Below are 3,024 nucleotides of genomic sequence, written 5' to 3'. Positions count from 1 at the left end.
CCCCCCCCCTATCTAACAGGGGGGGTCGAGATTTGAAAACTTTGGGCGAATCAACGTCAGAATCTTTTGAAGCTGTTGTTTTAAATCAGGAATATGAACGTTATGAAACGGCAGTCATTGATTTTGATGGAAATTTGAAAGTAATCCCGATCCGTCGGGGTCTTGGAAACACTGCTTTTATCGATACCCTGAGTTTCACATTTAAGGAAAAATCGGTTGTTGGATTCGCGCATGATTTGCTCGCGCTGGGTATTCCCTCTCCTGTAACCGACTTCGATGTGATGAAAAACTGGTCTGAAATTGCAGAATGGATTTTCGGATTTGGTATTAGTTCCCCTGCTCCCGTCGGTAAAGGTCGTTTTTATGACGAACGTTGGGAAATGTCGGTAGAAGGTGTTTTGTATGGTCAAGCCTATATCGGCGGTCAGAATGGCACGATTTTGATTGAATTGACGGGCAAAGGGTGTACGGCTGCTAAAGATGGATGGGAGCAGCGGTTATATCGATTTCTAAATGAACACGCATACAGTCCGCGTATTACCCGTTGCGACGTGGCTAAAGATTTTTACAACGAAGAAATAAGCCCTGATTCTGCTTGGGAAGCTTATCAGAATGGCGAATTTGATAAGCGGGGTAAACGTCCTTTGGTGGCGCAAATCGGCTCTGATTGGCTTAACGGAACTCAAAACGGTAAGACGCTCGGTGTAGGCTCTAAAAATTCTTCTTGTTATTGCCGGATCTACGATAAAGCAAAGGAACAAGGGGATACATCTGGTCTATTTTGGACAAGGTTCGAATTGCAGTTTATGGGCAAAAATTGCTTGATACCGTTGGATGTCCTGTTGCAGCCCGGTCAGTTTTGGGGCGGTGCTTTTCCAATTTGTGAGCGTTTGCAGGATTTTGGTTCATCGAATCGTTATTTGTCGTCTGAAAAGCGCATGGAAATATCGATAGATCGGGTTCAAGAAATTGCAGCTAATCAGGCTGGGCGTGCGGTAAATATGATGATCCAGTTGGGTATGACGGCTGAAGAGATTGTTGAGCGTCTAAGGCGTAAAGACGGCGAATTGCCTGATAGGGTAAATCCTGCTTCTTATTCCGTTGAGTATGCATTGAGTGCAAGACGTCATTACATGCAGTTTATCCATGATGAGTATGAAGGTTCGATTGAATTGGAGTTGATGGATGAATACGGAATGATTCTTCAGGGGTTGGAAAATGATTAAAGGTGTTGAGTGCAATAAAAGAATATTCCCTTGTATTACTGTTGATGATGTTCTGTATGGTCCATTTACGCATCGTCAATTAATAATAGATTTGGGTGAAGGTAGGTCTGATTTTTATTATGGATATATGGATACTGACGAGGATTCATTTAATGATGTGATTTATCAGGCAAAGAAGAAAGCATTAAATTTAAATTGTTTTGCATATCATATTGATGTAAATGGCAATATGAAATGTATTTTTAGTCCAAAAGCCTAAGAAGGCAGGAAGGTAATTTGATATGAAAATGTTCGCAAAAGTACAAGGCTTAAAACGTTCTAAAGGCGTTATGAATGACACTGGTAAGGCATATGATTCTACGACGGTTTATGTGGAATTTCCGTTTGCCCGAAATAATCCAGATATGCGCGGTTCGGCCACAGAACCTATGAAATTTGGAACGTCGGAAAACTTTGAAAAATTCAATGGTATTCCGCTCCCCTTTGAAGCTGAAATTGATATTGAAGTTCAAACAAACGGTAATCGTGTTCAAAACGTAATTGTCGATATTCAGCCGGTTCGTGCGGCTAATAATGCTCCCGAAAAGGTAGTTAAATAGTTTTTGGGCTGCCCGTTTGCCTTTGAAAACGGGGTTTTACTTACTAAAAAGGTGTTTTTTTTATGAAAAATTTGAAACAAAAAATTGGCGTTGGTGCCGCTCTGGTTGGTCTGTCTGCTGCTGCTGCTGCTGATGGTATTGCCGATATTGGTACAACTATGGCTACCGAAATTGCAAAAACCGTTCCTGTTGTGACTTCTGTGGGCATGGCTTTGCTGTCCGTTTATGTGGTTGTCCGTGCATTCAAGTTGGTTTCCGGTTTCTTGGGCGGTAAATAATTAACGGGGTGCGGTATGGGTTATCGTGTTGGTTTTCAGTGTTTCGAGAATATCGAAGTTGCAAACGATTTCGTTTTATCTCAAACCGCGCCCGTTATTAATCCTGAAGGGAAACTAATTTCACCTCAAAAAGTGGGTAAAGATTGGTTTTTGAATGGGGAAAAGATAGTTCTTTCATTGCCTGAATGCTCTGTTGTTGATCAGATGTCGGGCGGTGCAAAAGTTGCTGCTCCATTCATACTGATTTTTGTTTTGATGTTTTGTTTTAGGTTGGTTGCTAAATTTATATCAGGAATGGGGGTGCATGATGGTAGTTGATTTTCCTTTTCTGATGGGTTTTTTCGCGGTTTTGTCGCTGATTTACTTGTTTAAAGGTTAGTTATGAAAATGAATTTATCGGCGGTCGTTTTATCAACGGTCGCTTTTTTTGCGCCTGTTGCAGCTTATGCGGATCAAGTCAAGGATTTAAAGCCCGGTGAGAGTGCAACGGGTTTTGTAAATCCTGCTTATGGATTTGATCAAAGGACTGAGCTTTGGAATACAAAAGAGTTGGTTATTAGGAATAACGGTGTTTTAAAAAAATTGAACGTGACTAAATATATTTGCGTTCCGATTTGTTATTACAAAATCGAATATGTCGGAAATATTGAGCCTAAACAACAAATTAACTACTACGATATGAATCAGCTTTTGAGACCTAATTCGGGTGGACAGAATGTAACTGATTCTGAAGTTGAAAAAAAAGCCAAAGAAATGGGGGTCGAAAAGGAACGCTTAAAAAAGGCATTGGCTGATAAAAATGAAATGGCGCGTTTAATTCGTGAAATTGAAGTGAAACGCGCTGAACAGAAAAAAAAGGAAAAAGAAGCCCAAGAAAAACAAGGTAAAGGCGGTGGCGGCGGTGGTTCGTCAGGCGGTGGC

General features: G+C 41.0%; 6 protein-coding genes. All 6 read left to right on the top strand.

Going from position 1 to position 3,024, the window contains the following annotated elements:
- Positions 1 to 1,226, top strand: a 1,226-nt coding sequence (locus HMPREF2954_RS00600) for a replication initiation factor domain-containing protein (protein WP_472689444.1), incomplete at its 5' end; no start/stop codon positions are given.
- Positions 1,219 to 1,485: a hypothetical protein gene (locus tag HMPREF2954_RS00595; RefSeq protein ID WP_045072382.1), complete on the top strand. Its 267-nt coding sequence runs from the start codon at positions 1,219 to 1,221 to the stop codon at positions 1,483 to 1,485. The genes HMPREF2954_RS00600 and HMPREF2954_RS00595, both read left to right, overlap by 8 nt.
- 22 nt (positions 1,486 to 1,507) lie before the next feature.
- Positions 1,508 to 1,825 carry a hypothetical protein gene (locus HMPREF2954_RS00590; RefSeq protein ID WP_045072381.1) on the top strand — a complete coding sequence of 106 codons (318 nt, stop codon included), beginning with the start codon at positions 1,508 to 1,510 and terminating at the stop codon, positions 1,823 to 1,825.
- A 62-nt stretch (positions 1,826 to 1,887) separates the two neighbouring features.
- On the top strand, positions 1,888 to 2,103 hold the full coding sequence (locus HMPREF2954_RS00585; protein WP_045072380.1) for a major capsid protein: 216 nt from the start codon (positions 1,888 to 1,890) through the stop codon (positions 2,101 to 2,103).
- 15 nt (positions 2,104 to 2,118) lie between these two features.
- Positions 2,119 to 2,421: a hypothetical protein gene (locus tag HMPREF2954_RS00580; protein ID WP_045072379.1), complete on the top strand. Its 303-nt coding sequence runs from the start codon at positions 2,119 to 2,121 to the stop codon at positions 2,419 to 2,421.
- Positions 2,422 to 2,484: 63 nt separating this feature from the next.
- The coding region (locus HMPREF2954_RS00575; RefSeq protein ID WP_210398476.1) for a hypothetical protein at positions 2,485 to 3,024 on the top strand (540 nt) is incomplete at its 3' end.

Origin of the sequence: Neisseria sp. HMSC067H09, from assembly GCF_001814135.1 — a bacterium.
GTDB lineage: Bacteria > Pseudomonadota > Gammaproteobacteria > Burkholderiales > Neisseriaceae > Neisseria.
Note: the sequence above shows the minus strand (reverse complement) of the source record. Positions and strands in the feature narration are given on the sequence as shown.

Excerpts from the sequence above, each read along its gene's own strand:
- HMPREF2954_RS00595 (WP_045072382.1), top strand. The coding sequence starts at position 1,219 with ATGATTAAAGGTGTTGAGTGCAATAAAAGAATATTCCCTTGTATTACT.
- HMPREF2954_RS00590 (WP_045072381.1), top strand. The coding sequence starts at position 1,508 with ATGAAAATGTTCGCAAAAGTACAAGGCTTAAAACGTTCTAAAGGCGTT.
- HMPREF2954_RS00585 (WP_045072380.1), top strand. The coding sequence starts at position 1,888 with ATGAAAAATTTGAAACAAAAAATTGGCGTTGGTGCCGCTCTGGTTGGT.
- HMPREF2954_RS00580 (WP_045072379.1), top strand. The coding sequence starts at position 2,119 with ATGGGTTATCGTGTTGGTTTTCAGTGTTTCGAGAATATCGAAGTTGCA.